The sequence below is a fragment of the Micrococcus sp. APC 4021 genome, assembly GCF_030407635.1.
GTDB classification, from domain to species: domain Bacteria; phylum Actinomycetota; class Actinomycetes; order Actinomycetales; family Micrococcaceae; genus Micrococcus; species Micrococcus luteus.
On the sequence record NZ_JASDCZ010000023.1, the window covers coordinates 1 to 26,350 of the forward strand.

The window sequence follows — 26,350 nt, forward strand, 5'->3', positions numbered from 1 at the left end:
GCCCAGTATCGCCCCCGGAACTCCCCGGCGGCCCGGGGGCGGGAAGACGACGACGGCGGCACGCGGCGCGGGCCGTCGGCTCCTGCACAGCAGCGCCCGCCCCGCGCGTCGTCCCCGTGCCGCGGCCAGCGCGCCCCGGGCGCCCCGCCGGCGTCGTCCGATGGGTGCATGCCGCGCGTCGTGACTCCTCTGCCGCCCGACCAGCCCGCCGTGCTGTTGGCCACGGACCTGGCCCGACTGGGGCTGCCGCCCGACCGCGCCCGCCGGTCGGACCTGGAGCGGGTCGGGCAGGGCTTCCACCGGCAGCGGGCACGTCCTGGCACGGGCTGGGCCGACCTGGGCCTGACCGAGCCCGGGCACGGCTTCTCCCCCGATCACCTCGCCGCGCTTCTGCGCCGGCGCCCGGATGCCGTCCTCTCCCACGAGACCGCGGCCCACCTGCACGGCCTGCCGATGCCCGCGCGAGCCTGGCGGCGGCGCGACCCGGCGACGGGCGAGCTCGAGGCCGACCCGCCGGTGCACCTCACCGTGGCTCGGGGGACACGACGCGTCCGGCGGGCCGGGCTGATGGACCACCGCAGGCCGCTGGCGCCCGAGTTCGTCACGCACGTGCACGGCCTGCGCGTCACCACCGTCGATCGCACCTGGCTGGACCTGTGCTCCCTGACGCCCCCGTGGACGTTCGAGGACCTCGTGGCCGCCGGCGACCACGCCGTCAGGCACCCGTGGACGCCCGCGGGCCGGACGGATCCGGCCACCACGATCGCCGCGCTGCGGTCCGCGCTGCGCGCGTCCGGACGCTTCCATGGCCGCCCGGCCGCCCGGGAGGCGCTGGATTCCGTTCGCGTCGGGGCGGACTCGCCGCCCGAGACCCGCCTGCGCCTCGCCCTCGTGGCCGGCGGGCTGCCGGAGCCGGAGCTGCAGGCCGCGATTGAGCCCGGGGACCCCTTCTCCCCCGTGGCCGACGTGGCCTACCGTCACGTGCGCCTGGCCCTGCAGTACGACGGTGCGGGGCACCGCACGCGGGAGCAGCAGGCGCGCGACGCCCGCCGGGACCGCTACGGGCAGGCGCGCGGCTGGACGACGCTCCGCGTCACCTGGGCCGATGGGCGCGAGGACTTCCGTGGCGTCGTCGCGGTGGTCCGACGCCGCCTCGGCCACTCCGCCTCGACATGAAGACGCTCCGGCGAACGCATTGGGGGCGGTTTCGGGTGGTATTCCGTCGGAATACCACCCGAAACCGCCCCCAAACGCAGGGTCAGCGCCCCAGGGTCAGCGCCCCCGGGTCAGCGCTGCGGGTACTGGCGCAGCTGCTCGCCCACGTAGATCTGGCGCGGGCGGCCGATCTTGGTGGCCGGGTCCTCCATGAGCTCGCGCCACTGGGCGATCCAGCCGGGCAGGCGGCCCAGGGCGAAGAGGACGGTGAACATCTTCTCCGGGAAGCCCATGGCCTTGTAGATCACGCCGGTGTAGAAGTCGACGTTCGGGTAGAGCTTGCGCTCCACGAAGTAGTCGTCGGCGAGGGCCTTCTCCTCGAGACGCTGGGCGATCTCCAGCAGCTCGTCGTTGCCGCCCATCTTGCCCAGGATGTCCTCGGCGGTCTTCTTGATGATCTTGGCCCGCGGGTCGTAGTTCTTGTACACGCGGTGCCCGAAGCCCATCAGACGGACGCCGTCCTCCTTGTTCTTCACCTTCTCCATGAAGTCCTCGGGCGTGATGCCCTCCGACTTGATCTTCCGGAGCATGTTCAGCACGGCCTCGTTGGCGCCACCGTGCAGCGGGCCATAGAGGGCGTTGATGCCGGCGGACACCGAGGCGAACAGGTTGGCCTGGGTGGAGCCGACCAGGCGCACCGTGGAGGTGGAGGCGTTCTGCTCGTGGTCGGCGTGCAGCATGAGCAGCAGGTCGAGGGCCTTGACCACGTCCGGGTCGATGTCATATTCCTCGGCCGGCACGCCGAAGCACAGGCGGAGGAAGTTCTCCACGTAGTTCAGCGAGTTGTGCGGGTACATGAACGGCTGGCCCAGCGACTTCTTGAACGCGTAGGAGGCCAGCACCGGCAGCTTGCCGAGCAGGCGCACGGTGGAGATGTGGACCTGCTCCGGGTCGTGGGGGTCCAGGGAGTCCGGGTAGAACGTGGACAGCGCGGACACGGAGGAGGACAGCACCGGCATGGGGTGCGCATCCCGCGGGAAGCCGTTGAAGAACAGCTTGAGGTCCTCGTGCACCATGTTGTGGCGCAGGATGTTGGTCTCCCAGGCCTCCAGGGTCTCCTTGGACTCGGGCAGCTCGCCGTAGATCAGCAGGTAGGCCACCTCCATGAAGGAGGAGTGCTCGGCGAGGTCCTCGATGGCGTAGCCGCGGTAGCGCAGGATGCCCTGGTCGCCGTCGATGTACGTGACGGCCGACTTGGCGTTCGCCGTGTTCATGAAGCCCGGGTCGTAGGTGACGTCGCCGGTCTCCTTCAGGAGCGGGGCGATGTTGATGCCGTTGTTGCCCTCTGTGGCGTGCTCGACGCCCAGGTCCAGGCTCTGCTCGCCGACGGTCAGCCGGACGGACTCGTGATGGGTCACGGGTGTGCTCCCTCGTCTTGTCTTCTCGATGGCCCGGGTTCGCACGCCCATGTGGGCGCGCCCACGCGGGGACGACTCTGCTCCAAACTATCAAGGACCGGCCCGGGACGCGCGGTCGCTTCCCCCGACGACGGCCCCCGACCCCGGCTCAGCCGGTCCGCGGCCCGCGGGCCGTGAGTCTCGCCGCGGCCCGGGCGACCGCCTCGTCCGTGGCGGTGATCGCCACGCGGACGTAGCCGTCGCCGCCGGCACCGTAGAACACGCCGGGCCCGGCGATGATGCCCAGGTCCGCCAGTTCGCCCAGCAGGTCCCACGAGTCCTGCGCCGTGGCGTCGGCCGGGTCCAGGTCCGCCCGCCGGGTCCACAGGTACAGCCCCGCCTCGGAGTGGTCCACCGTGTGGCCGGAGGCCTCCAGCGCGGTGCGCAGCGCGTCCCGACGGCGGCGGTAGCGGTCCTTCTGCTCCGCGACGTGCGCGTCGTCGGCCAGGGCCACGGCCATCGCATGCTGCACCGGGGCCGGCACGATCATGCCCGCGTGCTTGCGGGTGTTGACCAGGGTCGCCACGAGCTGCGGATCCCCCGCGGCGAACGCGGCGCGGTAGCCGGCGAGGTTGGACTGCTTGGACAGCGAGTAGACGCTCAGCAGGCCCGTCAGGTCGCCGCCGGAGACCTCGTCGGACAGGATGCAGGGCACGACGGCCCCGTCCCACGCGTCCCAGCCGAGCTCGGCGTAGCACTCGTCCCCGCACACCACGGCGCCCACGCCACGGGCGGCGTCGACCGTGCGGCGCAGCGCCGCGGCGTCCAGCACGGCACCGGTGGGGTTGGCCGGCGAGTTGGTCCACACGAGGCGCACCCGCTCACGCACCTCGGGCGCCAGCGCGTCGAGGTCGTCCGCGGCCACGGCCTCCGCCCCGGCCAGCAGCGCGCCCACTGCATAGGTGGGGTAGGCGGCCTCGGGGTGGACGACGACGTCGCCTGCGCCGAGCCCGAGCAGCGTGGGCAGCCACGCGATGAACTCCTTGGACCCGACCGTGGGCACCACGGCCGCCGGGTCCAGCCCGGACACCCCGCGGCGCCGGGCGTACCAGTCGACGACCGCGCGGCGCAGGGCGTCCGTGCCGTGCGTCGTCGGATAGCCGTGCGCGTCGGCGGCCTCGGTCAGGGCCCGGCGGATCAGCGCCGGCGTCGGATCCACGGGCGTGCCGATGGACAGGTCCGCGACGCCGTCCGGGTGGGCGGCGGCACGCTCACGGTAGGGGGTGAGCGTGTCCCACGGGTAGTCCGGCAGCGTCAGCATGGGGCTCAGGCGTCCGCGTTCTGCAGGGGCAGAGCGGAGATGATCGGGTGGTCCTTGGCGATCATGCCCAGCTTGGCGGCGCCGCCCGGGGAGCCCAGGTCGTCGAAGAACTCGACGTTGGCCTTGTAGTACTCGGCCCACTCCTCGGGGGTGTCGTCCTCGTAGTAGATGGCCTCGACGGGGCACACCGGCTCGCACGCACCGCAGTCGACGCACTCGTCCGGGTGGATGTAGAGCATGCGCTCACCCTCGTAGATGCAGTCCACGGGGCATTCGTCGATGCACGCCTTGTCCTTGACGTCCACACACGGCAACGCGATCACGTAGGTCATGGCTGACCGTCCACCTCTCTCTGGGCACGGGGTTGCGGGGCTGCGGTCCAGGGTACTCGCTCCCCCGGACGCGTTTCGCGGGCGGTCACAGTCGCCCGGCGGGGGCGCGTGGCGCCGTCGGCGGCCCCTGCGGGTCGGCGGTCCAGCCGCCGGCCCACGGCCAGCAGGACCAGGCCGAGCGCCGGCTGGCCGACGTTCCAGGCCACGGAGGCGACGACGGCGCCCGGCGCCGCCGCCCACAGGCCGGCCGTCCAGGACACCCCCAGGGCGTCGTCCACCGGCAGGCGCTGCAGGGCCAGGACGGCGGTGAACGCGCCGGCGACGACCGCGGCCCCCGCCGGCAGGGCGTGCCCGCCGCGGCCCGCGCGTCGGACCATCCACCAGCGCTGCGTCGAGCCGACGAGCACGAGCGCCAGCACCGCACCCCAGGGCAGGGTCCAGCCGCCCGGCAGGGAGGCCAGGTTCAGATGGACGGCGGTGCCGAGCGCGCCGGCGCCGACGCCGAGCAGCGCCCCGCCCACCACGTCGGCGGGCCGGGCGCGGCGACGGTCAGGCACGGGCGCGGGCGCGCGCGGCCTTCAGGCGCTCGTTGGCGTCCAGGACGACCTTGCGGATGCGGATGTCCTCGGGGGTGATCTCCACGCACTCGTCCTCGCGGGCGAACTCGAGGGACTCCTCAAGGGTGAGCCGGCGCGGGGGCGTCAGGCCCTCGAACGACTCGGAGGAGGCCGCACGCATGTTGGTGAGCTTCTTCTCCTTGGTGATGTTCACGTCCATGTCGTCAGCGCGCGAGTTCTCGCCCACGATCATGCCCTCGTACACCTCGGCGCCGGGCTGCACGAAGAAGGTGCCGCGCTCCTGCAGGTTGATCATGGCGAACGGCGTGGCGGAGCCCGCCCGGTCGGCCACGAGGGAGCCGTTGGTGCGGTACTCGATCTCACCGGTCCACGGCTCGTAGCCGGCCGCGTAGGAGGAGGCGATGCCCGCGCCGCGGGTCTCGGTGAGGAAGCGGGTGCGGAAGCCGATCAGGCCGCGGGCCGGGACCAGGAACTCCATGCGGATCCAGCCCGTGCCGTGGTTGGACATCTCCTGCATGCGGCCCTTGCGGGCGGCCATGAGCTGCGTGACCGCGCCCATGAACTCCTCGGGGATGTCGATGGTCATGCGCTCCATCGGCTCGTGGACCTTGCCGTCCACGGTCCGGGTGACCACCTGCGGCTTGCCCACGGTGAGCTCGAAGCCCTCGCGGCGCATCTGCTCGACGAGGATGGCCAGGGCGAGCTCGCCGCGGCCCTGCACCTCCCACGCATCCGGGCGCTCGGTGGGGAGCACCTTGAGCGAGACGTTGCCGATCAGCTCCTTGTCCAGGCGGTCCTTCACCTGGCGGGCCGTGACCTTGGCGCCCTTGACGCGGCCGGCCAGCGGGGAGGTGTTGATGCCCACGGTCATGGAGATGGCCGGGTCGTCCACCGTGATCAGCGGCAGCGGCTTCGGGTTCTCCGCGTCGGTGAGGGTCTCGCCGATCATGATGTCCTCGATGCCGGCGACGGCGACGATCTCGCCCGGGCCGGCCTCGTCGGCGGGCACGCGCTCGAGGCCCTTGGTGGCCAGCAGCTCGGTGATCTTCACGGTCTTCAGGGCGCCGTCCTGGCGGGCCCACGCGACCTGCTGGCCCTTGCGGAGGGTGCCGTTGAAGATGCGCAGCAGTGCGAGGCGGCCGAGGAACGGGGAGGCGTCCAGGTTGGTGACGTGCGCCTGGAGGACCTCGCCCTCGGTGTAGGACGGGGCCGGGATGTGCTCCATGATCACGTTGAAGAGGGCCTCGAGGTCCTCGGCCTCCGGCAGGGCGCCGTCGGCGGGCTGGGTCAGGGAGGCGCGGCCGGCCTTGCCCGAGGCGTAGACGACGGGGACGTCCAGCACCGAGTCGAGGTCCAGGTCCGGGTCCTCCTCGGCCAGGTCCGAGGCCAGGCCGAGCAGCAGGTCCATGGAGTCGGAGACGACCCCGTCGATGCGCGCGTCCGGGCGGTCCGTCTTGTTGACGACGAGGATCACGGGCAGCTTGGCCGCGAGGGCCTTGCGGAGCACGAAGCGGGTCTGGGGCAGCGGGCCCTCGGAGGAGTCCACGAGCAGCACGACGCCGTCCACCATGGACAGGCCGCGCTCCACCTCGCCGCCGAAGTCGGCGTGGCCGGGGGTGTCGATCACGTTGATGGTGACGGTCTCGCCCTCGGGGGCGGACGGGCCGGAGTAGAACACCGTGGTGTTCTTGGCGAGGATCGTGATCCCCTTCTCCTTCTCCAGGTCCCCGGAGTCCATGACCCGCTCGGCGACGTCGCCGTGCGTGTTGAAGGCACCGGTCTGGCGCAGCATGGCGTCCACCATCGTGGTCTTGCCATGGTCCACGTGGGCCACGATGGCCACGTTGCGCAGATCGGAGCGGCGGGTTTCGGTCGAGGTCATGGGCGTCCTGTCCGGTTCGACATCAAAGGGGTGGAGGCGCACGACGACGGCGGCCCCCGTGCGATTGTACGCGCAGGGGCCGCCGTGGACAGGCGGGCCGGTGGGCCCGGGGCCGGCGGCGGGACGCGCCCGCCGCCGACCCGCGCGGTCAGTAGACGCCCTCGCCGAGGGAGGCGAGGAACTCGCGGCGCTCCTGGCGACGCTCCGCCTGCTGGTCCGGGTCCGGCACGGGCGCCGCCGCCAGGAGGCGACGGGTGTACTCCTCCTTCGGACGGTGGAGCACCTCCTCCGTGGGGCCCTGCTCCACCTGGCGGCCGTCCTTGAGGACGAGCACCTTGTGGGCCAGCATGTCCACCACCGCGAGGTCGTGGGACACGAACAGGCACGCGAACTCGTAGCGCTGCTGCAGCTCCGCGAACATGTCCAGCACGGCGGCCTGGACGGACACGTCCAGGGCCGAGGTCGGCTCGTCCGCGATGAGCACCTGGGGGTCCAGGGTCAGGGCGCGGGCGATGGAGATGCGCTGGCGCTGACCGCCGGAGAGCTCGTGCGGGTACCGGTTCACCACGGAGCGCGGCAGACGCACCGCGTCCAGCAGCTCCTCGGCGCGGGCCAGGCGCGAGCGCCGGTCCCCCACCTTGTGCACGACCATCGGCTCGGTGATGATGTCGCCGATCGGGAACCGCGGGTCCAGCGAGGCCGCCGGGTCCTGGAAGACCACGCCGATGTTCTTGCGCAGGGCGCGCTGCTCGGCCCTGGGCATCGTCGCCAGGTCGTGGCCCTGGATGCGCAGCGAGCCCTCCGCGATGGTGAGCAGGCCGAGCACCGACTTGGCGATGGTGGACTTGCCCGAGCCGGACTCGCCCACCAGGCCCAGGATCTCGCCCGGGGCCACCTGGAAGCTGACGTCGTGGACCACGCGGTTCTTCTTGCCGCGGTGGTCGTACTCGAGGTGGAGGTTCTCCGCCTCGATCGCGTACCGGGCCTGCGTCTGCGTGGCCGTGACCGGCTCCGGCTCCGCCACCTCGAGGGGATCGCCGAGGCGCGGCACCGCCGAGAGCAGCTTCTGGGTGTACGGGTGCCGGGCGTGCTGGAGCACCTGGTGCACCGAGCCCTGCTCCACGAGCTCGCCGTGGAGCATCACGCACACGCGGTCCGCCATGTCCGCCACCACGCCCATGTTGTGCGTGATGAGCAGGATGCCGGTGTTCATCTTGTTCTTCAGGGAGCGCAGCAGCTCCAGGATCTCGGCCTGGACCGTCACGTCGAGCGCCGTGGTGGGCTCGTCCGCGATGATCACCTTCGGCGAGCAGCTGATCGCCATCGCGATGACGATGCGCTGGCGCTGACCGCCCGAGAACTGGTGGGGGTACTGCTTGAGCCGGGTGGCGGCGTCGGGGATGCCCACCATGGTGAGCAGCTCGACGGCGCGCTTGTCCGCCTCGGTGCCGTAGGCGATGCCGTGCAGCTCGAGGGCCTCCGTGAGCTGGTCGCCCACGGTGAGGACGGGGTTCAGGGCCGTCATGGGCTCCTGGAACACCATCGCCACCTCGTCACCGCGGATGTCGCGCAGCTGCCCCGGGGTCATGGTGAGCACCTCGCGGCCGGCCAGCTTCACGGAACCGGTGATGTCCGCATTGCCCGGGAGCAGGCCCATGGCGGTGGCGCTCGTGACGGACTTGCCGGAGCCGGACTCGCCCACGAGGGCGACGACCTCGCCGGGCTTGACGTCGAACGTCACGCCCTTGACCGCGTGCACCTCGCCGAACTCGGTCGCGAACTTCACGTCCACGTCGCGGAAGGCGAGCACCGGCTCGCCGCCCAGGTCGTCGTGGCGGGCCACGACGCCCATCGCGCTCGTCGCGGGGCCCGGGGGCACGCCGCCGTCGCCGGAGGACCCGGGCACGGCGGCGCCGCGCGCCTCGAGGTCGGCCGACGACGCCGCGTGCGAGCCCTGCCCGCCGGCGGTCACGTCGTTCTGGTTCTTCTTGCCGAACATGGATCGGCCTTTCTTGTCGTTCGCGCTCATCGCTGACCGTCCTCGTCCGCGTCGGAGATCCGTGCGGATCCGCCGGCCTCCTCCACGGGGGCCTCGATCCGACCGGCCGTCGGGGCCGCGGCCAGACCGCCCGCCGTCGTCGCACCGGCCTCGGTGGCGGCCGCGCGGCGGCCGAAGAACCGGGGCCTGCGGTGGGCGCCCGCACCCTGGCGCGGGTCGAAGGCGTCGCGCAGACCGTCGCCGAGGAAGTTCACGGACAGGGCGATCGCGAGGATGATCATGCCGGGCCACCAGAACAGCCACGGACGGGTGGTGAACGCGTTCTGATAGTCGGAGATGAGCAGGCCCAGAGACGAGTCCGGCGCCTTCACGCCGAAGCCGAGGAAGGACAGCGAGGTCTCCAGCAGCACCGCGCCCGCGATGGCGAACGTCGCGTTCACGACGATCACGCCGATCGTGTTGGGCAGCAGGTGCTTGAAGATCAGGCGGCCCGGCTTGGCGCCCATGGCGACGGCGGCCGCCACGAACTCCTTCTCGCGCAGGGACAGGACCTCGCCGCGCACGAGACGGGCCAGGGACGTCCAGGACACGAGGCCGAGCACCACCGCGAGCGGGAGGATGCCCATCTTCATGCCGCTGGCCATCTGACCGAGCACCGCGGCGAGCACGAGCAGCGGGATGACGATGATCAGGTCGGTCAGGCGCATCAGCACGGAGTCGACCCAGCCGCCGAAGTAGCCGGACACGGCGCCGACGATCGCGCCGATCACGGTGGAGAGCAGGCCCACGATGGCCGCGATGATCATGGACTGCTGGGTCCCGCGCATCACAAGGGCGAAGTAGTCCTTGCCCGTGGTGTCCTGGCCGAAGGGGTGCTCGCCCCAGCGGATGCCCTCGCCCCCGAAGGCCTGCGGCACGACCGACAGCGTCGGGCGACCGCCGTTCACCACGGAGGCCGCGGCCGTGTAGGACTTGTCCCACCAGCCGGGGATGCCGGCGAAGCCGATGGAGGAGAACGCCATCAGCGTGATGAAGACCAGCACGATCAGGGAGATCATCGCCGCCTTGTGGCGGAAGAACCGCTTGCGGACCAGGGCGCCCTGGGAGTAGGACTTCCCTGCCTTGGCGCGGAGCTTGGCGTCCTCCGCCTCCGCGAGGTCGAAGATCTGCTTCTCGTCGAGCTGCGCGCCCGTCGTCGAGGAGTTGTTGGTGGTCATCTGGCTCACACTCGAATCCGGGGGTCGAGGACGGCGTAGAGCACGTCCGCCACGAGGTTCATCAGCACGGCGGCGGTGCCCGTCACGAGGAAGAACGCCATCACGGGCATGGGGTCCACGTCGCGCAGGCCGGTGGCGAACAGCTCGCCCATCCCCTTCCAGCCGAACACCTGCTCCGTGATCACGGCGCCGCCGATCAGGCCGGCGAAGTCGAAGGCCATGATCGTGGTGATGGGGATCAGGGAGTTGCGGAACGCGTGCTTCAGGATCACCTGGCGCTCCGGCAGGCCCTTGGCGCGCGCGGTGCGGATGTAGTCCTGACGCGAGACCTCGAGCATGGAGGAGCGCGTGTACCGCGAGTACGTGGCCACCGAGATGATGGTCAGCAGGATGGTGGGCAGCAGCAGCTGCGCACCGCGGTCCAGGAACACCACCCAGAAGTGGGCGTCCAGGTTCGGGGTGCCCGAGCCGATCGTGGAGATCGGGCGCGGCTTGACCTTCAGGAAGGTCGGCCAGTAGTTCATCAGGTGCTCCGCCACGATCGCCACGCCCATGATCAGGGCGGTCACCAGCGACGCGGACACGGCCGAGCCCTTGGAGAAGCCGCCGAGCAGGCGGCCCACCAGGATGGCCACCAGCACGAGGATGACGCCGAGGCCGGCCAGCAGCAGCGCGGACGGCGTCCGCCACAGCAGGCCGTAGGTGGCGTAGTAGGCGACGAGGCCGATCGCGGCCGTGACCAGGGCGGCCTTGAGGACCGATCGGTTGCGCAGACCGGAGATCACCGCGGTGGCGCCGACGGCGGCGGCCAGGCCGATGACCAGCTGCACGACCGGGCCCATCTGCGGATGCCGCCAGAAGTCGACGGCGAACAGCACCCAGCCGGCGAGCAGGATGAACGCGGCGGTGGCGCCGAACGTGAAGGCGCGCCGCTTGAGGTCGCCCGCCATGACGGCCTGCAGGACCAGGCCCGCGAGGACGGCGACCCCGATGAGGAGGGGCCAGTTCAGCTCGGGGCTGCGGATCCAGTCGTTGAACCGGATCCCCATGTACTCCTTCAGGAGGACGGCCGCCCAGAACACGGGCAGCGAGAAGAAGAGGAAGATCAGGAACGTGACCACGTAGTCGAGACCGGAGTACTGGCGGATCGCGGTGATGATGCCGATCGCGATGCCGATGATGATCGCCAGGACGGTCGCGAGCACCACGAGGCGCAGCGTGGAGGCCGCGGCGTTGCTCAGCAGGTCGGCGACGGACTGACCGTTCCGGCTGAGGCCGAGGTCGCACTGACCGGTGACGCAGCCGCCGATGCCCTGGAGCCAGTCCCAGTACCGGGCGTACCAGGGCTGGTCCAGCCCCATGAATTCGGTGCGGGCGGCGATGAGGGTCTCGCGGTTGGGGTTCTGTGACTCTCGCAGGTCCTGAAGGGGGTCACCCGAGTGGGCCACGAGGAAGAAGAGCAGGATCGACGCGCCGAACAGCACCAGGAGGGAGCTGCCGAGGCGCTTGAGGATGAATTTCAGCACAACAGGGGGTGACCTTCCGTGCGAGTGCAAGGGAAAGGGAGGGGTGCGGGTTCGCCGCGGTTCACGGCCAGAGCCCGGCCGGTGCCCGGCCGGGCTCTGTCCTCGATCCCGACGCCGGCGGTCCGCGGGAGGCGGACCGCCGGGTCAGAGGTCAGCGGGGCGTCACTCCTGGACGCGGACCCACTGCTCCACGTTCCACAGCGCACCCGACTGGGCGGCGGTGTCGCGCACGTTGGCGACGTCGGCCTTGTGGCCGACCAGACCCGGGTGAGCGTACAGCGGGATGGCCTGGAAGTCCTCCCAGAGCAGCTTCTCGATGGTCTTGACCTGCTCCAGCTGCTCGTTCTCGTCCAGCGAGGTGGCGAGCTTGTCCCAGGCCGCGTCCACCTCGGGGTTGTTGTAGCTCTGCTGGTTCTGAGCGCCGTCCGACTGGTAGATGTTCGCGCCGGAGGCCTTCTGGCCCGAGCCGGCCCAGGCGTAGAGGGCGGCGTCGTAGTCACCGGCCGGCATGACCTCCTTGAAGAACACCGGCGAGTTGGCGTCCTGCACGTCGAAGCCGGCCTGGTCGCAGGAGCTCTTGATGAGCGCGACGGTCTCGGTACGACGCTGGTTGCCGGCCTGGTAGCCGAGGCGGACCGTGGGCTTGGAGACGCCCGACTTCTCGACGAGCTCCTTCGCCTTCTCGATGTTCGGCTCGTCCATCTCCTTCGGGTAGGCCTCGTCCACGACCTCCTGGTACTTGTCCTGGAAGGGGAAGACCTCGCGCAGGTTCATGACCTGGGCGTCCGCATAGATCGGCTTGATCAGGTTGTCCACGATCTGCTGGCGGGGCAGGCAGAGGGCGAAGGCCTCGCGCAGCTCCGGGGAGTCGGCGAAGACCGAGCCCTCGCCGCGGTTGTAGTCCACGTGCTCCCAGGTCAGCTGGTCACCGGTCTGGACGTTGACGTCGTCGCCGAGGCCCTCGAGCTGCTGGAGGGTGTCCACGGTGGCCTGCGGCTCGATGACGTCGAGGTCGCCGTTCTGCAGGGCCTGCACGTGGGTCTTCGGGTCGGCGAAGCGGAGGACGAGCTCCTTGGTGGCCGGCGGGGTGCCCCAGTACTCGGGGTTGGCCTCGAGGGTGATGGACTGGCCGGCCTGCCAGCCGCCGTCCTTGAACTTGTAGGGGCCCATGGAGGGCACCAGCGAGGCGTCCGGCAGCTCGCCGGGGCTGAAGTCCCAGCCGTCGTTCCAGAACTCGGCCGCCGGGGTGAGCGCCTCGACGTCCTTCTCCTTCGCAGCGGTGACGAGCTCCTCGAAGCTCATGCCCGCCTCCTTGGCGACGATGTGCGCCGGCAGCGCGGTGCTGATGAGGATCTCCCAGTCCGCGTAGGGCTCCGGGTAGGTGACGGTGAACTCCTTGCCGTCGGCCTCGCCCTCGGGCGCCTCCGGGATGTACTTGCCCTGCTCGAAGGAGATCGAGTCGAACAGCGGGGTCTCGGAACCCTCCGCCTTGACCGTGTCGTTGTTCGCGGCCCAGTGGAAGATGAAGTCACCCGCGGTGACGGGGGTGCCGTCGGACCACTTGGCGTCGTCGCTGATGGTGTACTTCACGGTCAGCGGGTCGTCCGAGGTCTTCTCGTACGTGCCGAAGTCCTTGTTCGGGATGATCGAGCCGTCGGTGCCGAAGTACCAGAAGGACGAGAACATGCGGTCCACGACGGCCGAGTTGTACGTGGTGTACGTGTTCGACTGCAGGCCGTTGTAGGACAGGAAGTCATCGGCGCCCACCGAGTAGGCGATGGAGCCGTCCTGGGTCTCGACGTCGCCCAGGTCGGCCAGCTCCGGCCCGGAGGCCTCGGCGGTGAGCTTCTGGCCCTTGTCCCCTTCGATGACGTTGCCGGCGCCCGAGTCGCCGCCCTGGCTGGCGCCGGAGCCGTTGCTGCTGGAGTCGCCTGCATTGCCGCCGCCCGGGGCGCACGCGGAGAGGATGAGGGCCGAGCCGGCGGCCAGGGCCGCGGCAGCGGAGAGCTTCGTGTACTTCATGGAAGGTGCTTCCGTTCATGAGAGGTGCAAGGACGTCGCGCGCCCGCGTCCCTGTGGGGAGCTGGTGGTGCGAGACGACCCCCGGGCCGTTCCGTCGAGACGGGACGTTCCGTGAGATGGACCACACTGTAGCGGGCACATTCCGATTCGCGAAAGTCCGGATCCGGATCCGTCTCAGCCGTGTCGCACAGCGGTCGCCGACACCCCGGCAGGCCCCGGCCCGGCGCCGCTGCACCCGGGTGCCGGCGCGGTCAGCGACGACGGTCCGCCAGCAGAGTCCGCACGGCCCACGCCCCGCCCATGCCATGGACGCCGGCGCCCGGCGGGGTGGAGGCGGAGGCCAGATACAGCCCGGCCCGGCCCGCCCGGTGCGGCCGGGGCGACGCAGTGGGGCGCAGGAGCGCGCGCGCTCCCGCGAGCGATCCCCCCGCGATGTCGCCGCCCACGAGGTTCGGGTTCCACGCCTCCAGATCGGCCGGGCGCATCGCGACCGCGGCCTGGATCCGGTCCCGGAAACCGGGTGCGTGCCGCTCCACCTCCGCCTCGATCAGCGGACGGACGTCGCCGGGGTGGCCGTGGGGCACATGGGCGTAGGACCAGACGACCGTGTGCCCCCGGGCGGGCCCGGTGGCCCGTGTGGGGTCCGCCGCCTGCTGCTGACAGAGCATGACGAAAGGCCGCGCCGGCATCCGGCCGGCCGCGACGTCGTCCTCGGCCCGCCGGATCTCGGCGGCGGTCCCGCCCAGGTGCACCGTCCCCGCGCCCGTGAGCCGGGCGTCGCGCCACGGGATCGGCCCGTCGAGCAGGAAGTCGACCTTGGACACGGACGGCCCGGGGCGCCACCGGCGCAGGGCCGCGGCGTATCGCGGCGGCAGGCCCGTGCCGGCGACGCGCAGCACCTGGCGCGGGGTCAGGTCCAGCACGACGGCGTCCGCGGCGGGCAGCGCGCGCAGGTCCGTGACCTCGTGACCCAGGTGCAGCCGCCCGCCGTGCGCCCGCAGCACCGCCACGAGCGCGTCGACGATCGCCCCCGACCCGCCGCGCGCCACCGGCCAGCCCGAGCTCATCCCGAGCGCGCCGAAGAGCGCACCGAACGCCGCCGTCAGGGGCCGGCTCGAGGGCAGGATCGCGTGGGCCGCCGAGCCCGTGAACAGGGCGCGGGCGGCCGCCGTGCGGAACATCGCCCGGCCCAGCAGATCGGCCGGCCACGGGGCGCGCAGGCCGAAGCGGGCCATCGCCACCGGATGGGGCGGGGGTCGCAGCACCGGGCCAAGCGCGCCCGCCAGGATCTCGTCGACGTGGTCGACCAGGGCCCCGTGCACGGCCCGCCAGGCCCGCGCGTCGACGCCGAGACCCGCGGCGGTGGCCTCGAGGTCCCGGTGCAGGAGGGCGGCCGGCCCGTCCGGCAGCGGATGTCCCATCGGCACGGCCGGGTGCAGCCAGGCGAGCCCGTGGTCCGTCAGCCCCAGCTCCCGGAACACGGGGCTGGCGACGCCGAACGGATGGCCCGCCGCCCCGAGGTCCACCACGGTCCCCTCCCCCAGCACCGGCGCGGACGCGCACGCACCGCCGGGCACCGGGGCCCGCTCGAACACGTCCACCTCCCAGCCCTCGCGGGCCAGCAGGGCGGCGGCGGTCAGGCCGTTGGGTCCGGCGCCCACGACGACGGCGCGGCCCGGCTCGACGCCCCGGGGCAGGGCGAATCCGGGGCCGGTGGCGGTTTCGGTCATGGTCTCCTCCTGTGGTCCCTAGGATGGTCGCACCCCGCCCGCCGCCCGTCAGGAGGCCCTCCCCCGTGGACCCGTTCTGGACCGCGCTCGCTCTCACGACGTTCGCCGGGCTGGCCACGGTGCTGGGCGGCGTCCTGGCGATCGTCGGACGCGAGCCCTCGGGCCGCGGGCTGGGGGCCGCCCTCGGCCTCGCCGCGGGCGTCATGCTCGCGGTCTCCTTCCTGGAGATGCTGCCGGCCGCCGTCGAGGGACTGGGCGGGGCGGTCGGCCCCGCGGCGACCGCCGTCGCGGTGGCCGCCCTGACCCTCGGCGCAGGCGCCTACGTGCTGCTCGAGCGCGCCGTCCCCGACCCCGTCTCGGAGATGCCGGACGACGTCGACGACCAGGCCGGCCTGGACCGGCGGCGGATGCTGCGCCTGGGCACGGTGACGGCCCTGGCGATCGGCCTGCACAATCTGCCGGAGGGCTTCGTCACCTTCGCCGGCGCTCTGCAGGATCCGTCGGTGGGCCTCGCGCTGGCCGTCGCGATGGCCGTGCACAACGTGCCGGAGGGAGTGGCCGTGGCCGTGCCCGTGCGGCAGGCCACCGGATCGCGGCGCAAGGCCTTCGCGTGGGCCGCGTTCACGGGGATCGCGGAGCCGCTGGGCGCGCTGATCGGCTGGCTGCTGCTGGCCCCGTTCCTCACGCCCGCGCTCGTGGCCGCCGTCTTCGCGGCCGTGGCGGGCGTGATGGTGACCGTGAGCCTCGACGCGCTGCTGCCCGCCGCCCGGGCGGCCGGGGGCCGCGCCGCGGCGCTGGGCGGCGTGCTGCTGGGCGTGGCCGCGATGGCCCTCTCACTGGACCTGCTCTCCTGAGCGCCGGGGGGCCGGTCAGTTCACGAGGGCCGGCTGCAGGACCGCCTCGGCCTCGCGCACCTCGCCGTCGGCGGTGCGCCACTGGACGGTGATCCGGTCCCCCACGTTGTGGTCGTTGACCAGGCGGGACATCCGGGAGGCGTTGTCGCCGACGGGCCGTCCCTCGATCTCGAGGATGACATCGCCCTCGACCAGGCCGATCTGCTCGGCCGCCGAGCCCGCGTCCACCTGCATGACCACGACGCCGACGTCGGGATCCGCGCCGACCATGATGCCCAGGGCGCCGTCCGCGCCGATGCTCACGGTGTCCGTCTCCTCGCCCGAGAGGACCTGGTCCACCACGTCGAAGGCCACCTCCAGCGGGATCGCGAAGCCGTCCACCTCGTCTGCGGTGGTCCCGTCGCTGGCCGCCACGGTCACGCCGACCACCTGGCCGGCGTCGTCCACCACCGGGCCGCCGGAGTAGCCGGGCACGACGTCCGCGTCCGTCTGGATCAGGCCGGAGAGGCGCGCGTACTGATCGGTGCCCTCGGCCGCGGCCATGATCGAGCGGTCCGTGCCGAGCACGGTGCCGCGCACGGCCGTCAGATAGCCCTGGCCCCCGCCGTTGCCGACGGCGGCCACCTGGTCCCCGCGCCGCATCGGGTCCAGCGAGACGCTGGCCACCGGCAGGTCTGAGACGCCCTCGACGTCGAGCACCGCGATGTCGTGCTCGGCATCGCGCCCGAGCACCGTGGCCGTGTGCCGCGCGCCGGTGTCCGCGACCACCACGTGCACCTCAGAGGAGTCCTCGACCACGTGGTAGTTGGTCACCGCCAGCCCGTCCGGGGAGAGCACCATGCCGGTCCCCGTGCCGGTGCGGGCGCCGAGGGCGGTCTCCACGAGGAGGATGCCCGGGGCGTCCGCGACCGGCTGGCCCGGGTCCAGGGACGAGCCGTCGTGGGCCGATGCGGACCAGTCCACCGTCACGCCGTCGTGGATGTGGGTCAGGCCCGCCGCGAGCGCGCCCGCCTCCCGGGCGGGGGCCTCGGCGGCGGGCACGGTCGGGGTGGAGTCCGCGGCGACGTCGACCATCCGGCCGGCGAGGATCGCGGTGAGGCCCCCGGCCAGGACCAGCGCCCCGAGTACGCCGAACAGCGCGATGACGAACGCCAGGGGCGAGCGTCGTGCGCGCGGCGGCCAGCCCGGCGGCGTCACGCTCAGCCCCGGGCGGCCGCCAGGGCGGCCTCGTAGTCCGGCTCCTCGGAGATCTCGGGGACGAGCTGGGCATGACGGACCACGCCGTCGGCGTCGACCACGACGACGGCGCGGGCCAGCAGGCCCTCGAGCGGACCGTCGGTCATGCGCACGCCGTAGTCGTCGCCGAACGACGAGCGGAACACAGAGCCGCTGCGGACGTGGTCGATGCCCTCGACCGAGCAGAAGCGCGCGTCGGCGAACGGCAGGTCCGCGGACACGGCCACGACGGTGGTGTCCCCGAGGTCCGCGACGCGGGAGTCGAACTCGCGGACGGAGGCGGCGCACACGCCGGTGTCCAGGGACGGGAAGATGTTCAGGATCACACGGCGGCCGCGCAGCTCCCGCAGGGTCACCGGGGACAGGTCCGCCCCGGTGAGGGTGAAGTCGGGGGCGGGGGCACCCACCTGGGGCAGCCCACCGACGGTGTGGACGGGGGTGCTCTTCATGTGGGTCGTCGCCATGGGGACAGCCTAGGATGGGCGCGGCCGGACGGGAGCAACCCGCGCCCTGCTCGGCGGACGGCGAACACGGAGGGACCGACCATGACCGAGCACATGACGTCCAACGTCACCGACACGGCGCTGCTGTTCGAGGGCGGGGGGATGCGCGCCGCGCTCACCTCGGCCGTGGTGGCGGAGCTGCTGCGCGAGCGGATCCACGTGGACTTCGTGGCCGGCATCTCGGCGGGCTCGTCCAACGCCGTGAACTACCTGTCCCGCGACCCGGCCCGTGCGCGGCGCTCGTTCGTGGACTTCGCCGACGATCCTCGGTTCGGCAACTGGCTGAGCTTCCTGCGCGGCAAGGGCCTGTTCAACGCCGAGTACATCTACGAGCACGCCGGCCTGCCCGAGGCGGACCTGCCCTACGACTTCGCCACGTTCCGCGCGAACCCCGCCCGGCTCGTGCTGGGCGGGTTCGACGCCGCGAGCGGCGAGACCCGCTGGTGGGACCGCTCCGACATGACCACCCTGACCGACCTGATGGTCCGCGTCCGCGCGTCGTCCACGATGCCGGTCCTCATGCCCCCCGTGCACGCCGAGGGCACCGTGTTCGTGGACGGCGCCCTCGGCGTGGACGGCGGGATCCCGCTGACCGCGGCGGAGGACGCGGGGTTCGAGAAGGTCCTCGTGGTCCTGACCCGGGAGCGCGGGTACGTGAAACGGCCCGAACGGTTCCCCTCGTTCTACCAGCGCACCTTCCGGCGCTACCCCGCCGTCGCGGACGCCCTGCTCACGCGCTGGCGCCGGTACAACGCGACCCGCGAGCGCCTGTTCGAGATGGAGCGGCAGGGACGGGCCTATCTGTTCGCGCCCGAGACCATGCCCATCGCCAACGGCGAGCGGTCCGTGGCCAAGCTGGCCGCCGCCCACGAGCTCGGCCTGGACCAGGTGCGCCGCGAGATGCCCGCGATCCGCGCGTTCCTGGGGCTGCCGGCGTCCCGCTGAGCCGCGCCTGCTCCGAGCGGCGGGTCAGGCCTCGGCGCGGGCGGCCGAGTCCGGCAGGCCGAACACCGAGTCGAACGCGTAGGCGTACACCGCGGCGTAGACGAGGAAGAACACGAGCAGGCCGGCCTCGATGAGGAACGCCTCCCCCAGCCCGATGCCGAGGATCAGCGCCACCGCGGGCACGAGGAACACGATCAGCCCGCCCTCGAAGCCGACGGCGTGGGCCACGCGCACCCACCAGGGCCGGCCCGTGATCCCGAGGCGGCGTTCGAGGGTCTCGAACACCGAGTTGAACACGATGTTCCACAGCAGGGCCACGGTCGAGGACACCACCGCCACGGCGAGCGAGGGCCCACCGCCGTTGCCGAGCGCCGCCAGGATCACGGTGGTGAAGAGGATGGCGAGCAGCTCGAAGACCACCGCGTAGACCACGCGGCGCAGCAGGGGCGTCCGGAACACGCGGCGGCGCACGAGCGCGTCCCGGCCTCCCGGGCCCCGCGGCACGTCGGAGGGCGGCGTCGACGCGGGGTCGACGCCCGGGCGGGCGCGGCGGGTCTCGGACACGGCGCCCAGCCTAGGGCTGGCACCGCGGGGCGCCGAATCCGGCGGGACCGGCCGCCCGCCGTCGTCGCTCCTCGATGAGGGGCGGGCGCGCCTTCACCGCGCCCCGGCCGCCTGCCTAGAGTTCGAGGCATGAAGCTCACCGATGACCTGCTGCAGAAGTTCAACGACCAGATCACCCTCGAGTTCGAGGCGTCCATGGTCTACCGCCAGCTCGCGATCGCCGCCGACGACCTGGACCTGTCCGGGATGGCCGCGTGGCTGCGGCACCAGGCGGACGAGGAGATCGTCCACGCGAACAAGTTCATCGACCACGTCGCCGACCGGGACAGCTTCCCGACGATCGGCGCCATCCCGGCCCCGCCCGTGCAGGCCGGCCTGTCGGCCCTGGAGATCTTCCGGGCCGCGCTCGCGCACGAGCAGAAGGTCTCCGAGGCGATCCGCGAGCTGTACCGGGCCACCGAGTCCGCGGGCGACCTCAACTCGCGCCCGCTGCTGAACTGGTTCCTGGACGAGCAGATCGAGGAGGAGGCCACCGTCTCCGAGATCGTGGGCCAGCTCGAGCTCGTCGGCGACGACGGCTCGGGCCTGCTCCGCATCGACGGTCGCCTGGGCTCCCGTCCCGTGGAGACCACCGAGAACGACGCCTGAGCCCACCGGCGGCCTCGTCGGCCGCGCACGCACCGGCCCGGTCCCCCACGGGACCGGGCCGGTGCGTGTCCGTCCTCGCCGCTATGCTCAACCTGCGCCCTGCCCGCGCACCGGCGCGCCCGTCGGACCCACCCCAGGAGGAACCATGGTCGGACTCGTAGCCCTGCTCGACGACGTCGCCGCCCTCGCCCGCCTCGCCGCCGCGAGCGTGGACGACGTGGCCGCCGGAGCGGGACGAGCCGCGGCCAAGGCGGCGGGCGTGGTGGTCGACGACGCCGCGGTGACCCCGCAGTACATGGCCGGCGCGGCCGCGGCCCGCGAGCTGCCGATGATCTGGCGGATCACCAAGGGCTCCCTGCGCAACAAGCTCGTGTTCATCCTGCCCGCGCTGCTGCTGCTCGACTGGCTCGCCCCCTGGATCCTGCCGTGGCTGCTGCTGGCCGGCGGCACCTACCTGTCCTATGAGGGCGCGCACAAGGTGTGGGGCAAGCTCACCGGCCACGGGCATGCCGACGACGAAGAGCCCGCCGTCGAGCGGGGTCCGGAGGCCGAGGAGACCGTGGTGCGCGGGGCCATCACCACGGACTTCATCCTGTCCCTGGAGATCATGGTCATCTCCATGAACGAGGTGGCCGACCTGGGCTTCTGGATGCAGGCGGCGGTCCTGGCGGTGGTGGCCGTCCTCATCACCGTGGGCGTGTATGGGGCCGTGGGGCTGATCGTGAAGATGGACGACGTCGGCCTGCACCTGCACCAGAACGCCTCGACCTCCGGCGGCCGCTCATTCGGCGCCGGGCTGGTCAAGGCCATGCCGCACGTGCTGCGCGTGGTGACCGTCATCGGCACCGTGGCGATGCTCTGGGTGGGCGGCCACATCGCCCTCGTGGAGCTGGACGCGCTGGGCGTTCCGTGGCCCTACGCCGTGCAGCACGGGATCGTCGAGCCCGTCACGCACGCCGCCGGCGCGTTCCTCGGCTGGCTCACGGACACCGCGACATCGGCTGTGTGGGGCCTGCTCTGGGGCTCGGTCGCGCTCGGGGTGGTCCTGCTCGTCGGACGCCTGCGCGGAAAGAAGGCCGCGCCCGCCCACTGATGCGGCGGCTGACGGGTCCGCCCCCACCCGCGCCCGACGCTGAGGCCCGCAGACGCGCCGCTACGCACGGAACGTGGCGGCGCGTCTGCGGGCCTCGGCGCTGTCTCCGTCTCCCGACGGGCCCCGTCAGTCGGCGGTGAGGAAGGTGCGCACCGCGGAGACGAAGGCCTCGGGCTGGTCGGCGTGCAGCCAGTGGCCGGCGTCACGGACGGTCACGCGCACGACGCGCGGGAACAGCTCCTTCATCCGCGGCACGTCCTCATCCTGGACGTAGTCCGACTCGGCGCCGGCCAGCCACAGGACCGGATGGTCGAACACGCGCTCCGGATCCTCGGGGACCACCGGGTCCGGGAACGAGCCGATCTCCCGCAGGTGCTCGAAGAGCATGGCCACGTTGGGCTGCCACGCGAAGTGCCCGGCCGTGCGCCGCAGGTTCTGCAGCAGGAAGCCGCGCACCCGCGCGTCGTGGACGTGCTCGGCCATGGCGGCGTCGGCCTCGGCCCGCGAGTCGTACGCGTCCAGGTCCATGCGCAGCATGGTGCCCAGCAGGTGCACGAACTCGTCCGTGGCCTGCGGTGAGAGCCGCGGGGAGATGTCCTCCACGATCAGCCGGTCCACGAGCTCCGGGTGCCGCAGGGCGAGCACCATCGCGACCTTGCCGCCCATCGAGTGGCCCAGCAGGTGGACCGGCCCGTCGGCGGCGAGGCCGGCGCGCAGGTGGGCGGCCACCCGGTCCGCGATCTCGCGGTAGTCCACCCGGTCCGTCCAGGGCGAGGCGCCGTGGTCCGGCAGATCGATCAGCTCCACCGTGAAGTCGTCGCCCAGCTCCTTGGCCGGGCCGGTGAAGTTCCGGCCGCGGCCCATGAGGCCGTGCAGGAACGCGACGCGGCGCGGGCCCTCCCCGATGCGGGTGGAGGCCAGGGGTGCGTCGGACGGGGCGGAGGCGGCGGTCGTGTTCACCCGACTCAGGCTAGCGCGGGACCGCGCCGGTGCCTCCCCCGACTTCCAGTCATCTTGACCCTCTGAGATGGGCGGGAACAGTGTCATACTGACCCGAACAGCCCCGCCAGTCCGCCCCGGGAGGTCCCATGCCGGTCGCTGAGGCCCGCGTCAGCGTCGCCGTGTCCACGGCCGTCTTCGGCGTGCGCCCGGACCCGCACGGCGTGCCCCGCCTCTGCGTCGCCCTCGTCCCGCGGATGCGCGAGCCGTTCCTGGACCGGTGGGCGCTGCCGGGCGCGTGGCTCGGCGCGGACGAGGAGCTGGCCGACGTCGCCGCACGCGTGGCCGCCGAGTGCGTGCCCGGTCCCGTCCGTCGCCTCGAGCAGCTGGCGGCGTTCGGCGCCGTGGACCGTTCCCCCACCGGACGCGTCCTCACGGTGGCCCACTGGGCGCTCAGCCCCGTCCTGGACGACGACGGCGCCGCCCCGGCGTCCCGCCCGGACCCGGACGTGGCCGGGCTGCCCATCGGGGTCCATGTGCGCTGGCACCGGGCCGACGCGCCGCCCGCGCTGGCGTTCGACCACGCGCAGATCCTGGCGGCGGCCGTGGCGCGCCTGCGCGCGGACCTGCCGCGAGCCGGCGTCGGGCACGCGCTGCTGGGGCCCTCCTTCACCCTCGCCGAGCTGCGCGCCGTGCACGAGGCCGTCCTCGGCCGCGGCCTCGACGCCGCCAACTTCCGCCGCGCCACCCTCGCCGCCGGGGCCCTCGAGGAGACCGGCGAGGTCCGCGGCGGCACCCCGCACCGCCCGCCCAAGCTCTACCGCTACCGGCCCGCCGGGCCCGGGACCGACCCCGATCCCGCCGGGCCGGATGCCCGCCGCTGACCCACCAGCCCCGACCCAGGAGTCACCCATGACCACCCCGACCGGGACCACCGCCTCGGTGGCCCGCACCCTGACCCTGATCGACAAGGACGCCGCGCGCGGCTCCTCGTGCTCCCCCGACCTGACCCGCGGCCCCTGGGCGTTCGACGCCGGCCTACCCGCCTACGGCCCCGGCGCATCGCAGGACGACGTCGTCCCGGCCGACGCCCCCGTGCAGGGCCGCATCCCCGAGGAGTACCAGCGGGCCTCCGACGAGGAGCTCCACGCCCGGATCAGCGCCGCGCGGCAGACACTCGGCGAACGCGTCGTCGTGCTGGGCCACTTCTACCAGCGCGACGAGGTCGTCCAGCACGCCGACTTCGTGGGCGACTCCTTCCAGCTCGCGCGGGCCTCCCAGGGCCGGCCCGAGGCGGAGGCGATCGTGTTCTGCGGCGTGCACTTCATGGCGGAGACCGCGGACCTTCTCTCCACCCCGGACCAAGCCGTCATCCTGCCCAACCTCGCCGCCGGCTGCTCCATGGCGGACATGGCCGACCTGGACTCGGTCGAGGACGCGTGGGAGCAGCTCGAGGCGGTCTACGGCACCGAGCCGGACGACGACGGGCGCGTGCCCCTGCTGCCCGTGACCTACATGAACTCCTCCGCGGCCCTCAAGGGCTTCGTCGGCGAGCGCGGCGGCATCGTGTGCACGTCCTCCAACGCCTCGGCCGTGCTGGACTGGGCGTTCGAGCGTGCCCAGCGCGTCCTGTTCTTCCCGGACCAGCACCTGGGCCGGAACACGGGCCGCGCCAGGGGGATCCCACTCGAGCAGATGCCGACGTGGAATCCCCGCCTGCCGCTGGGCGGGAACTCCGAGGACGCCCTGCGGGACGCGAAGGTCCTGCTGTGGCACGGCTTCTGCTCGGTGCACCGCCGCTTCACTGTGGCGCAGATCGAGCAGGCCCGCGCCGAGCACCCGGACGTCCAGGTGATCGTGCACCCCGAGTGCCCCCTGCCCGTGGTGGAGGCCGCGGACTCCTCCGGGTCCACGGACTTCATCGTCAAGGCCATCCAGGCGGCGCCGGCCGGCTCGACCTTCGCGATCGGCACCGAGATCAACCTCGTGCAGCGCCTGGCCGCCCAGCACCCCGAGCACACGATCTTCTGCCTCGACCCCGTGATCTGCCCGTGCTCCACGATGTACCGCATCCACCCCGGTTACCTCGCGTGGGTGCTCGAGGAGCTCGTGGCCGGCCGCGTGGTCAACCGGATCACCGTGCCCGCGTCCGTGGCCGACCCGGCCCGCACCGCGCTCGAGCGGATGCTGGCCGTCGCGCCGAAGCAGTCGGCCGCGCAGTCCGCCGGGGCTGGGACGTGACCCCGGCCGACCGCGCCCCGACGACACCGGCCCCGCGGCCGGACGTGGAGCGGATCGTGGCCGCAGCGCTCGCCGAGGACGCGCCCTGGGGTGACGTCTCCTCGGAGGCCTTCGTCCCGGAGCAGGCCCGGATCACCGCGCGCGTGGTGGCCCGCGAGGCCGGGGTGCTCTCCGGCACGAACGCCCTCGAGGCCGCCTTCCGGCTCGTCGACCCGGCCGTGTCCGTCACCCTGCACCTGGCCGACGGCGCCGACCTGTCCCCCGGCGCCGTCGTCGCCGAGGTCGCGGGCCCCGCCCGCTCGGTGCTGCGCGCCGAGCGCGTGGCGCTGAACCTCGTCCAGCGCCTGTCCGGGATCGCCACGACGACGGCCGCCCACGTGGCCGCCGTGCGCGCCGGCGGCGGGCACGCGCGGGTGGTGGACACCCGCAAGACCACCCCGGGTCTGCGCGTGCTCGAACGGCAGGCGGTGCGGGACGGAGGCGGGCACAACCACCGCTTCAGCCTCTCGGATGCCGTGATGCTCAAGGACAACCACCTGGCCGCGCTGGGGTTCGGCGGTGCCGGCGACCCGGGCGAGGCCCTCACCGCGGCCCTGCGCGCCGGGATGGCCCGCCTGCCGCACACCACCCACGTGGAGGTGGAGGTCGACCGGCTCGAGCAGATCCCGGCGGTGCTCGCCGCCGGGGTCGACACGATCATGCTGGACAACTTCTCGCCGGCCGAGCTGCGGGCCGGCGTCGAGCTCGTGGCGGGCCGCGCCGTCGTCGAGGCCTCCGGCGGGGTGAGCCTCGAGACGATCGGGGCGATCGCGGCCACGGGCGTGGACGTGATCTCGGTGGGAGCGCTGACCCATACCGTCCAGTCCCTGGACCTGGGCCTGGACGCCGTGGTCGAGGAGGTCTCGCCGCGCCGATGAGCACCGCCCTCGACCTGGACCACGCGGCCACCGCGCCCGTCCGGCGCAGCGCACTGGAGGCGATGTGGCCCGCACTCACCGGCGTCTACGGCAACCCGTCCTCGGCGCACGAGGCCGGCCGGGCGGCGGCGGCCCTGCTCGAGGACGCCCGCGCGCGGGTGGCCTGCGCGATCGGCGCCCGGGCCGGGCAGGTCGTGTTCACCTCGGGCGGCACGGAGGCCGACGCGCTCGCCGTGCTCGGCACGGTGCGCGCCCGGATCCTCGCCGGCCGCCCGGCGGGCCACGTGCTGACCACGGGGATCGAGCACAGCGCGGTGCGGCAGTCCTGTGACCAGCTGGCCCGGCTGCACGGCGTCGAGGTCGAGCACCTCGCGCTGGACCGTGACGGCCTGACCTGTGCGGACGACCTCGCCGCCCGCCTGCGCCCGGACACTGCGCTGGTCAGCGTGCACCTGGCCCACAACGAGGTGGGCACGGTGCAACCGGTGGCCGAGCTGGCCGCCGTCGCCCGGGAGGCGGGCGTGCCGCTGCACGTGGACGCGGTGCAGGCCGCGGGGCAGATCCCGGTGGACGTGCGCGCCCTCGGGGCGGATCTGGTGGCGCTGTCCGGGCACAAGGTCGGCGGGCCCAAGGGGGTCGGCGCGCTGTGGGTGCGCCCGGGTCACGCCCTGGAACCGCTCGTGCCCGGCGGCGGCCAGGAGCGGGGCCGGCGGTCCGGGACGCAGAACGTGGCCGGTGCCGCCGGGTTCGCGGCGGCCTTCGAGGAGGCCGAGGCGGAGCGCACCGCGGCCGCGGACGCGTGGTCCGGGCTGCGGGACCGGTTCGCGGCGCGCGTGCTCGACGGCGTCCGGGCGCTCGTGCCCGACGCGCGGCTGACCGGCCATCCCGCGCGGCGGCTGCCGCGTCACGCCTCGTTCGTGCTGCCCGGCGTGAACGGCGAGTCGGTGCTGGAGGAGGCGGCCCGCCGGGGCGTGCTGGCCTCGGCGGGGTCCGCGTGCTCGGCCCACGACGCCGAGCCGTCCCCGGCCCTGCTCGCGCTGGGCCTCAGCGAGGACGAGGCCCGCACGGCCCTGCGCTGCACGTTCGGCCCGGACGCCGACGCCCCGCTGCTCGAGGCCGCGGCGGACGCGATCGTCGACGCCGTCCGGACGGTCGCCGCCCTGCGCTGAGCGGCCCCGGGCCGGGCAGGTCGTGTTCACCTCGGGCGGCACGGAGGCCGACGCGCTCGCCGTGCTCGGCACGGTGCGCGCC

Annotated in this window: 23 protein-coding genes; 9 read left to right on the plus strand and 14 right to left on the minus strand. The window is 73.0% G+C overall.

From position 1 onward, the window contains the following. Nucleotides 1-168 precede the first annotated feature (168 nt). Nucleotides 169-1,176 (plus strand): hypothetical protein, encoded by a 1,008-nt coding sequence (locus QL983_RS03610; RefSeq protein WP_036316469.1) that lies wholly within the window; start codon nucleotides 169-171, stop codon nucleotides 1,174-1,176. A 110-nt stretch (nucleotides 1,177-1,286) separates the two neighbouring features. On the opposite strand, the gene QL983_RS03615 is transcribed toward QL983_RS03610, so the two are convergent. The 10 genes from QL983_RS03615 to QL983_RS03660 form a co-directional block, all read right to left on the minus strand. After that, the gene (locus QL983_RS03615) at nucleotides 1,287-2,573 is read right to left on the minus strand and encodes a citrate synthase (RefSeq protein ID WP_081339279.1); all 1,287 of its coding nucleotides are present in this window, start codon (nucleotides 2,571-2,573) and stop codon (nucleotides 1,287-1,289) included. Between the two features lie 148 nt (nucleotides 2,574-2,721). Then, nucleotides 2,722-3,873, minus strand: coding sequence for a succinyldiaminopimelate transaminase (gene dapC / locus QL983_RS03620; RefSeq protein WP_044659396.1), 1,152 nt, complete (start codon nucleotides 3,871-3,873; stop codon nucleotides 2,722-2,724). A gap of 5 nt (nucleotides 3,874-3,878) precedes the next feature. Continuing rightward, on the minus strand, nucleotides 3,879-4,205 hold the full coding sequence (gene fdxA, locus QL983_RS03625; RefSeq protein ID WP_036316465.1) for a ferredoxin: 327 nt from the start codon (nucleotides 4,203-4,205) through the stop codon (nucleotides 3,879-3,881). Continuing rightward, nucleotides 4,202-4,762 carry a hypothetical protein gene (locus QL983_RS03630; RefSeq protein WP_285139516.1) on the minus strand — a complete coding sequence of 187 codons (561 nt, stop codon included), beginning with the start codon at nucleotides 4,760-4,762 and terminating at the stop codon, nucleotides 4,202-4,204. The genes fdxA and QL983_RS03630 overlap by 4 nt, the downstream gene beginning before the upstream one ends. Then, entirely contained in the window at nucleotides 4,755-6,665 is a 1,911-nt protein-coding gene (gene typA, locus QL983_RS03635; protein ID WP_285139515.1) for a translational GTPase TypA, read from the minus strand. Before typA ends, QL983_RS03630 begins: the two co-directional genes overlap by 8 nt. A gap of 148 nt (nucleotides 6,666-6,813) precedes the next feature. Next, nucleotides 6,814-8,694: an ABC transporter ATP-binding protein gene (locus QL983_RS03640; RefSeq protein WP_051995297.1), complete on the minus strand. Its 1,881-nt coding sequence runs from the start codon at nucleotides 8,692-8,694 to the stop codon at nucleotides 6,814-6,816. Next, nucleotides 8,691-9,881: an ABC transporter permease gene (locus QL983_RS03645; protein ID WP_036316460.1), complete on the minus strand. Its 1,191-nt coding sequence runs from the start codon at nucleotides 9,879-9,881 to the stop codon at nucleotides 8,691-8,693. Before QL983_RS03645 ends, QL983_RS03640 begins: the two co-directional genes overlap by 4 nt. 5 nt (nucleotides 9,882-9,886) lie before the next feature. Then, nucleotides 9,887-11,407 carry an ABC transporter permease gene (locus QL983_RS03650; protein WP_036316459.1) on the minus strand — a complete coding sequence of 507 codons (1,521 nt, stop codon included), beginning with the start codon at nucleotides 11,405-11,407 and terminating at the stop codon, nucleotides 9,887-9,889. A gap of 162 nt (nucleotides 11,408-11,569) precedes the next feature. Further along, entirely contained in the window at nucleotides 11,570-13,429 is a 1,860-nt protein-coding gene (locus QL983_RS03655; protein ID WP_134415704.1) for an ABC transporter family substrate-binding protein, read from the minus strand. Between the two features lie 251 nt (nucleotides 13,430-13,680). Beyond that, nucleotides 13,681-15,159 carry an NAD(P)/FAD-dependent oxidoreductase gene (locus QL983_RS03660; protein ID WP_135039535.1) on the minus strand — a complete coding sequence of 493 codons (1,479 nt, stop codon included), beginning with the start codon at nucleotides 15,157-15,159 and terminating at the stop codon, nucleotides 13,681-13,683. Nucleotides 15,160-15,224: 65 nt separating this feature from the next. On the opposite strand from QL983_RS03660, the gene zupT reads away from it, so the two are divergent. Further along, complete coding sequence (gene zupT, locus QL983_RS03665; protein ID WP_135039534.1) at nucleotides 15,225-16,013, plus strand: zinc transporter ZupT; 789 nt, start codon at nucleotides 15,225-15,227, stop codon at nucleotides 16,011-16,013. Between the two features lie 15 nt (nucleotides 16,014-16,028). On the opposite strand, the gene QL983_RS03670 is transcribed toward zupT, so the two are convergent. Together QL983_RS03670 and tpx are read right to left on the minus strand one after the other, a co-directional pair. Continuing rightward, nucleotides 16,029-17,210: a trypsin-like peptidase domain-containing protein gene (locus QL983_RS03670; protein ID WP_290151268.1), complete on the minus strand. Its 1,182-nt coding sequence runs from the start codon at nucleotides 17,208-17,210 to the stop codon at nucleotides 16,029-16,031. A 2-nt stretch (nucleotides 17,211-17,212) separates the two neighbouring features. After that, the gene (tpx, locus tag QL983_RS03675) at nucleotides 17,213-17,713 is read right to left on the minus strand and encodes a thiol peroxidase (RefSeq protein ID WP_290151270.1); all 501 of its coding nucleotides are present in this window, start codon (nucleotides 17,711-17,713) and stop codon (nucleotides 17,213-17,215) included. An 81-nt stretch (nucleotides 17,714-17,794) separates the two neighbouring features. On the opposite strand from tpx, the gene QL983_RS03680 reads away from it, so the two are divergent. Continuing rightward, nucleotides 17,795-18,697: a patatin family protein gene (locus tag QL983_RS03680; protein ID WP_290151272.1), complete on the plus strand. Its 903-nt coding sequence runs from the start codon at nucleotides 17,795-17,797 to the stop codon at nucleotides 18,695-18,697. A gap of 24 nt (nucleotides 18,698-18,721) precedes the next feature. On the opposite strand, the gene QL983_RS03685 is transcribed toward QL983_RS03680, so the two are convergent. Next, complete coding sequence (locus QL983_RS03685) at nucleotides 18,722-19,261, minus strand: PACE efflux transporter (RefSeq protein WP_098092251.1); 540 nt, start codon at nucleotides 19,259-19,261, stop codon at nucleotides 18,722-18,724. Between the two features lie 129 nt (nucleotides 19,262-19,390). On the opposite strand from QL983_RS03685, the gene QL983_RS03690 reads away from it, so the two are divergent. Further along, the gene (locus QL983_RS03690; RefSeq protein WP_020626453.1) at nucleotides 19,391-19,909 is read left to right on the plus strand and encodes a ferritin; all 519 of its coding nucleotides are present in this window, start codon (nucleotides 19,391-19,393) and stop codon (nucleotides 19,907-19,909) included. A 145-nt stretch (nucleotides 19,910-20,054) separates the two neighbouring features. Next, on the plus strand, nucleotides 20,055-21,002 hold the full coding sequence (locus QL983_RS03695; RefSeq protein WP_122054471.1) for a DUF808 domain-containing protein: 948 nt from the start codon (nucleotides 20,055-20,057) through the stop codon (nucleotides 21,000-21,002). A gap of 126 nt (nucleotides 21,003-21,128) precedes the next feature. Here the strand turns inward: QL983_RS03695 and QL983_RS03700 are convergent, their stop codons facing one another. Then, nucleotides 21,129-21,962 carry an alpha/beta fold hydrolase gene (locus QL983_RS03700; RefSeq protein WP_060973545.1) on the minus strand — a complete coding sequence of 278 codons (834 nt, stop codon included), beginning with the start codon at nucleotides 21,960-21,962 and terminating at the stop codon, nucleotides 21,129-21,131. 128 nt (nucleotides 21,963-22,090) lie between these two features. Between QL983_RS03700 and QL983_RS03705 the strand changes: the two genes are divergently transcribed. Genes QL983_RS03705 through QL983_RS03720 form a run of 4 tightly spaced genes read left to right on the plus strand, consistent with a single transcriptional unit; the run spans nucleotide 22,091 to nucleotide 26,268 of the window. Continuing rightward, nucleotides 22,091-22,825, plus strand: a complete 735-nt coding sequence (locus QL983_RS03705) for an NUDIX hydrolase (RefSeq protein ID WP_041104954.1) — start codon at nucleotides 22,091-22,093, stop codon at nucleotides 22,823-22,825. A 28-nt stretch (nucleotides 22,826-22,853) separates the two neighbouring features. Then, the gene (gene nadA / locus QL983_RS03710) at nucleotides 22,854-24,182 is read left to right on the plus strand and encodes a quinolinate synthase NadA (protein ID WP_113913746.1); all 1,329 of its coding nucleotides are present in this window, start codon (nucleotides 22,854-22,856) and stop codon (nucleotides 24,180-24,182) included. Beyond that, complete coding sequence (nadC, locus tag QL983_RS03715; RefSeq protein ID WP_060973547.1) at nucleotides 24,179-25,099, plus strand: carboxylating nicotinate-nucleotide diphosphorylase; 921 nt, start codon at nucleotides 24,179-24,181, stop codon at nucleotides 25,097-25,099. Before nadA ends, nadC begins: the two co-directional genes overlap by 4 nt. Beyond that, complete coding sequence (locus QL983_RS03720) at nucleotides 25,096-26,268, plus strand: cysteine desulfurase family protein (RefSeq protein WP_101965970.1); 1,173 nt, start codon at nucleotides 25,096-25,098, stop codon at nucleotides 26,266-26,268. The genes nadC and QL983_RS03720 overlap by 4 nt, the downstream gene beginning before the upstream one ends. The last annotated feature ends 82 nt before the right edge of the window (nucleotides 26,269-26,350 follow it).